7 protein-coding genes are annotated in these 5,441 nt (G+C 69.6%); 6 read left to right on the forward strand and 1 reads right to left on the reverse strand.

The features are described 5' to 3' along the window. The 4 genes from ACFQ36_RS20340 to ACFQ36_RS20355 form a co-directional block, all read left to right on the forward strand. Nucleotides 1-584 (forward strand): alpha/beta fold hydrolase (locus ACFQ36_RS20340; protein ID WP_377016974.1); only part of this gene is annotated, 584 nt, incomplete at its 5' end. Beyond that, nucleotides 577-2,058 carry an aldehyde dehydrogenase gene (locus tag ACFQ36_RS20345; RefSeq protein WP_377016976.1) on the forward strand — a complete coding sequence of 494 codons (1,482 nt, stop codon included), beginning with the start codon at nt 577-579 and terminating at the stop codon, nt 2,056-2,058. The genes ACFQ36_RS20340 and ACFQ36_RS20345, both read left to right, overlap by 8 nt. A 9-nt stretch (nt 2,059-2,067) precedes the next feature. Further along, nucleotides 2,068-2,310 carry a 4-oxalocrotonate tautomerase family protein gene (locus ACFQ36_RS20350; RefSeq protein ID WP_377016978.1) on the forward strand — a complete coding sequence of 81 codons (243 nt, stop codon included), beginning with the start codon at nt 2,068-2,070 and terminating at the stop codon, nt 2,308-2,310. Nucleotides 2,311-2,324: 14 nt separating this feature from the next. After that, the gene (locus tag ACFQ36_RS20355) at nt 2,325-3,392 is read left to right on the forward strand and encodes an LLM class flavin-dependent oxidoreductase (RefSeq protein ID WP_377016980.1); all 1,068 of its coding nucleotides are present in this window, start codon (nt 2,325-2,327) and stop codon (nt 3,390-3,392) included. Between the two features lie 424 nt (nt 3,393-3,816). On the opposite strand, the gene ACFQ36_RS20360 is transcribed toward ACFQ36_RS20355, so the two are convergent. Then, the gene (locus ACFQ36_RS20360; protein WP_377016982.1) at nt 3,817-4,236 is read right to left on the reverse strand and encodes a VOC family protein; all 420 of its coding nucleotides are present in this window, start codon (nt 4,234-4,236) and stop codon (nt 3,817-3,819) included. A 172-nt stretch (nt 4,237-4,408) separates the two neighbouring features. On the opposite strand from ACFQ36_RS20360, the gene ACFQ36_RS20365 reads away from it, so the two are divergent. Both ACFQ36_RS20365 and ACFQ36_RS20370 read left to right on the forward strand, forming a co-directional pair. After that, entirely contained in the window at nt 4,409-4,819 is a 411-nt protein-coding gene (locus ACFQ36_RS20365; RefSeq protein WP_377016984.1) for a hypothetical protein, read from the forward strand. Then, nucleotides 4,816-5,370: a DUF2243 domain-containing protein gene (locus tag ACFQ36_RS20370; RefSeq protein WP_377016986.1), complete on the forward strand. Its 555-nt coding sequence runs from the start codon at nt 4,816-4,818 to the stop codon at nt 5,368-5,370. Before ACFQ36_RS20365 ends, ACFQ36_RS20370 begins: the two co-directional genes overlap by 4 nt. The last annotated feature ends 71 nt before the right edge of the window (nt 5,371-5,441 follow it).

The raw sequence follows: 5,441 nt of genomic DNA on the forward strand, positions 1-5,441 counted from the left end.
GGCTGGCCGACGACGTCGCCGCCCGGCTCCCCGGGCGCGTCCACCTGGTCGGGTTCTCCCTCGGGGCGCTCATCGCCCAGCACCTGGCCCGGTTCCGTCCGGAGCTGGTGGCCAGCCTGACCAGCGTCAGCTCCGTCTGCCGGCGCACCCCGGACGAGGCCGCAGCCGTCGCTGCCCGCCTGGCCGCGGCGGCCGAGGACTTCCCCGCCAGCGTCGAGGCCTCGATCACCCGCTGGTATCCGGCCGGCAGCAGCGTCCCGGACGAGGAGGTGGCCCGCACCCGGTCCGTGCTGCTGGCCAACAACGTGCCGTCCTACCTGCATGCCTACCGCGTGTTCGCCACCGGCGACGCCGAGATCGGCCCGGAGCTGGGCGCCATCGGCGTCCCGTCCCTGGCCGTGACCGGGGAACTGGACCCGGGCTCGACGCCGGAGATGACCCGGCGCCTGGGCGCCGCGGTCCCGGGCGCGCGCACCGCCGTCGTCCCGGACGCCCGCCACATGCTCCCGGTGGAGCGGCCGGCGGAACTGGCGGCCATCATTACCGAATTCATCGACGAAGCGAGCCGAAACTGCCATGACTGACCACTACGAGCACTTCATCGGCGGGGCCTGGGTGCCTCCGGCCGGGGGTGCCTATTTCGAAAGCACCAATCCAGCCACCCTGGAGGTCCTCTACGCCGCCGCCCGCGGCACCCGGCCCGACGTCGACGCCGCGGTGGCCGCCGCGCGCACCGCGTTCGAGGATCCGCGCTGGCGGGACCTGAGTGCCACCCGGCGCGGGCACCTGCTCCGGAAGCTCGGCGACCTGGTCGGCGAGCACGCGGAGGAACTGGCCCGGGCCGAAACCGAGGACAACGGCAAGCTGCTGCGCGAGATGCGCGGCCAGCTGGCCACCCTGCCGGAATACCTCTATTACTACGCAGGCCTGGCCGACAAGGTCCAGGGCAGCCAGATCCCCGCCCTGAACCCGGCGATCCTGAACTATACCCAGCGCGAACCGCTGGGCGTGGTCGGGGCAATCACCCCGTGGAATTCGCCGCTGACCCTGACCGTCTCCAAGCTGGCTCCGGCGTTGGCCGCCGGCAACACACTGGTGATCAAGCCCTCCGAATACACCTCGCGCACCGTCCTGCGCCTGGCCGGGCTCGCTGCCGAGGCCGGCTTCCCCGACGGCGTGGTCAACGTGGTCACCGGCTTCGGCGCCGAGGCCGGCGCGGCGCTGGTGGACCACCCGGACCTCGCGAAGATCTCCTTCACCGGCTCCACCGCCACCGGCTCGGCGATCGCCGCCTCCGCCGCCTCGCGCTTCATCGGCTGCACGCTGGAGCTGGGCGGCAAGAGCCCGAACATCGTCTTCGAGGACGCGGACGTCTCCAACGCCGCGATGGGCGTGGTGGCCGGCATCTTCGCCGCCGCCGGGCAGACCTGCATCGCCGGCAGCCGGGTCTTCGCCCACCGCGCCGTCTACGACGAGCTGCTGGAGAAGGTCGCGGCCCGGGCCCGCAGCATCGTCATCGGCGACCCCCGCCAGGATGCCACCGAGCTCGGCCCGCTGGCCTTCGCCGCCCAGCAGGAGAAGGTCGGCTCCTACGTGGAGCTCGGCGTCTCCGAAGGCGCCACGGTGCTCACCGGCGGCGGCCGGCCGGACATCGACCTGCCCGGCTACTTCTACGCGCCCACGGTGCTCACCGGCGTCGACAATTCCATGCGCGTGGTGCGCGAGGAAATCTTCGGCCCGGTGGCCGCCGTCATGCCGTTCGAGACCGAAGAGGAAGTGCTGCGCCTGGCCAACGACACCAGCTACGGCCTGGCCGCCGGCGTCTGGACGCAGAACCTGGCCCGGGCGCACCGGATGGCGCGCCGGCTCGAGGCCGGGACCGTGTGGGTGAACACCTACCGGGCGATGTCCCCGATGTCCCCGCGGCAGGGCTTTAAGAGCAGCGGCGTGGGCATCGAGCACGGGCTGGAATCGATGCACGAGTACACCCGGCTGAAGAGCGTGTGGATCAACACCGACGAGGGCCCGGTGGCGGACCCCTTCGTGATGCGCGGATAGGGGAAGCACATGCCGCTGATCGATGTCTCGATCGCCGAAGGCCGCACGCCGGAGCAGCTGCGGGCCCTGGTCTCGGCGCTGCACCGGGCCGCCGAGGAATCGGTGGGGGCGCTGCCGGAGAACACCACGGTGATCATCCGGGAAGTGCCGCCCACCCACTGGTCCAAGGCGGACCAGACCATCGCCGAGCGCGCCGCCGCACCGGCAGCCGTACCCACCCGCGACCCGTCGGCCAAAACCGCCGCAGAATGAAGGAGTCACCACCAATGCGCTTTTCCCTCTTCGTCCACATGGAGCGCTGGGACGAGAGCGTCTCACATCGCGAATGCTTCGAGAACCTGACGGAACTCGCGCTCATCGCGGAGGCAGGAGGCTTCAGCACCGTCTGGATCGGTGAGCACCACTCGATGGAGTACACCATCTCTCCCAGCCCCATGCCCCAGCTCGCCTACCTGGCAGCACGCACGTCGAACATCCGCCTGGGGGCCGGCACGATCATCGCACCCTTCTGGAACCCGATCCGGGTGGCCGGCGAGACAGCGCTCCTGGACGTCATCAGCAACGGCCGGATGGAAGTGGGACTGGCGCGGGGCGCCTACCAGTTCGAGTTCGACCGCCTCATGGGCGGCATGTCCGCGGTCGACGGCGGCAAGCACCTGCGCGAGCTGGTGCCGGCCGTGCGCGCGCTCTGGGAAGGCGACTATGCACACGACGGCGAAGTCTGGCAATTCCCAACCTCGACCAGCGTCCCTAAGCCCATTCAAAGGCCGACACCGCCCATGTGGATCGCCGCCCGCGACATCTCATCGCATGAGTTTGCAGTCGCTAACGGCTGCAACGTGATGGTGACGCCGCTTATGAAGGGGGACGAGGAGGTCGAGGACCTCGCGCGCAAATTCGATACGGCTGTCGCGAACAACCCCGGCATCCCGCGCCCGGACCTCATGGTGCTCCGCCACACGCACGTCCACCCCGCAGACGAGCCCGAGGGATGGCGCCGCCCGGCCGAGGGCGTCCAAAAGTTCTACAGGACGTTTGATGCCTGGTTTGGAAACAAGACCACTCCGAAGAACGGCTTCCTCGAGCCCAGCCCTGCCGAGAAGTTTGCCGAGCGGCCCGAGTTCACGCCGGAGTCGCTCCACAAAACAGCGATGATCGGAACGCCCGATGAAATTATCGAGCGCCTGCGCCACTACGAAGCGCTCGGCGTAACCGAGTTCAGCCTCTGGTCCGACAACAGTTTGACCCATGAGGAGAAGAAACGCTCCCTCGAGCTCTTCATCGAGCATGTCGTGCCAGCCTTCCAGGAGCAGCCCGCGTCCGCGGCACATTGATGTTTGCCGGCGGTGCCCGCCCCGGGAAGGGGGCGGGCACCGCCACCGCCGTCGTCGTTATGGAGCCGGCCGGCCGGGCGCTATGCCGGTCCGGTCGGCACGGGGTCCGGCTCCTGCCGCCGGGAGCGTAGCAGCGAGGCCCGGTGCAACCGGAATAGCCGCCCCCGGAGGACGCGCCGTAATCGTCATCGTCGTCCTCCGGGTAGTGGTAGTCATGGTCGAACGGAATGCAGGCCGAACGGCTGCTCCCGGACGTGGTCGCATAGGCGCTCCGCTTGGCCCTGACGATCACCGGGATGGAGGATTGCCCGCCGGCCGTCCTCAGCTTGTACGTGGACCTGGTGGCTCCCTTGAACCGGCTGCCGTCGCGGTACCACTGATAGGAGTACGACGTCGGCCTGGGGGTAGCTGCCCTTCGAGGCCTTCAGCGTGCCTGGGCGCCGGCGATGTTCACCAGCCAGTTGATGCCGAACCTGTCCGTGCACATGCCGAAGGTGTCGCCCCACGGTGCCTTCTCCAGCGGCATGGTGACGGTGCCGCCGTCGGAGAGCTTGTCCCAGTAGCCGCGCAGTTCGGCGTCGTCGTCGCCGCTGAGCGAGATGGAGATGCTGCCGCCGGGGGTGTAGTCCATGCCCGCCGGGGTGTCGGAGGCCATGAGCACCATCCCGTTAGGGGCAGTCAGCATCGCGTGCATGATCTTGTCCTGCTCGGCGGGGTCTTCGCTGGCATGGAACTCTCCGAAGGTGCTGCTGGTCAGTTCGCCGCCGAAGACGGACTGGTAGAACTCCATGGCCTGCCTGGCGTTGTCGCGGAATCCGATGTACGGGTTGAGCTGGGTGGTCATGTCTGGCCTCCTGGTCGGCAACGTCAACGGTCCGATTATTGACGACGGGCCGGGATTGGGGAAGCCCCGGACAACCCGGCCGCTGCTGCCGCACCTCGGGCCCCCTCGACACCCCCGCCGGCGCTGCCTAGCCTTAACGGAAGTGCGGCACGGCGGAGGAAGGTGCAGGCTGGTGGCGGACACGGCGGCAGCAACAGGAACCGCCCGGCGGTCGAGGCTGGCGGCTGCGCACGGGCTGTTCAACCTGGTGACCGGCCTGTGGCCGGTGCTCCACTACCGCAGTTTCGAGGCGGTCACCGGGCCCAAGGCCGACGAGTGGCTGGTCAAATGCGTGGGCGGGCTCGGCGCCGCGGCAGGCTACGCCCAGTTGCGGGCCGGCCCGTCCGCGGAAGGACTGGCCGCCGCCCGGCGCATCGGGGCCGGCACCGCCGCGACCTTCGCCGCCATCGACCTGGCCTACGGCCTGACCGGGCGGATCGGCCGGGTCTACCTGCTGGATGCCGCGGTGGAACTGGCCTGGCTGCTCGCCTGGACGGCGGCCCGGGGCCCGGATGCTGCGGGAGGGGAGCGGAGGACCAGATGACCGGAAGACCGGAGGCCGGGCCGGCCGGAAAGCGGAGAGGCATCAGGCTGCCCGGGGTCCTCCTCGGCGTCGGGCTGGGCGGCTTCGTCGACGGGATCCTGCTGCACCAGATCCTGCAGTGGCACCACATGCTCACCAGTGCCGATACCGCCAACATCGACATCGGCTCCTATCCTGCCAATACCGTCCACGGGCTGGAAATGAACACCCTGTGGGACGGCTTCTTCCACGTGCTCACCTGGCTGGCCGTCCTGGCCGGCCTCGGCGTGCTGTATTCGCGGGTCACCCATTCGCGCGGCCGGGTCTGGGCGTCGCGCGTGCTGTGGGGCTGGATCCTCACCGGATGGGGGCTGTTCAATCTGGTCGAGGGCCTCATCGACCACCATCTGCTGGCGATCCACCATGTGATCGGCGGCCCGTTCCAGACCCTGGCCGACATCCTCTTCCTGGTTTTCGGCGCGCTGCTGGCCGTCGGCGGCTGGCTGCTGCAGCGCTCCGGCGGCGTCATCGAAATTGCCGCACCGGCCGCCGGAAGCCGGACCGGAACGTGACCGGCAGCCATACCGGTCACGGCGGGACCGACGGGCTCCTGGCGCCGGCGCTGCCGGTGGCCGCCGTCGTC

The organism is Arthrobacter sp. GCM10027362 (assembly GCF_042679445.1).
Taxonomy (GTDB): domain Bacteria; phylum Actinomycetota; class Actinomycetes; order Actinomycetales; family Micrococcaceae; genus Crystallibacter.

Coding starts and splice junctions, on each gene's coding strand:
- ACFQ36_RS20370 (WP_377016986.1), top strand. CDS start 4,816: ATGACCGGAAGACCGGAGGCCGGGCCGGCCGGAAAGCGGAGAGGCATC.
- ACFQ36_RS20350 (WP_377016978.1), top strand. CDS start 2,068: ATGCCGCTGATCGATGTCTCGATCGCCGAAGGCCGCACGCCGGAGCAG.
- ACFQ36_RS20360 (WP_377016982.1), bottom strand. CDS start 4,236: ATGACCACCCAGCTCAACCCGTACATCGGATTCCGCGACAACGCCAGG.
- ACFQ36_RS20345 (WP_377016976.1), top strand. CDS start 577: ATGACTGACCACTACGAGCACTTCATCGGCGGGGCCTGGGTGCCTCCG.
- ACFQ36_RS20355 (WP_377016980.1), top strand. CDS start 2,325: ATGCGCTTTTCCCTCTTCGTCCACATGGAGCGCTGGGACGAGAGCGTC.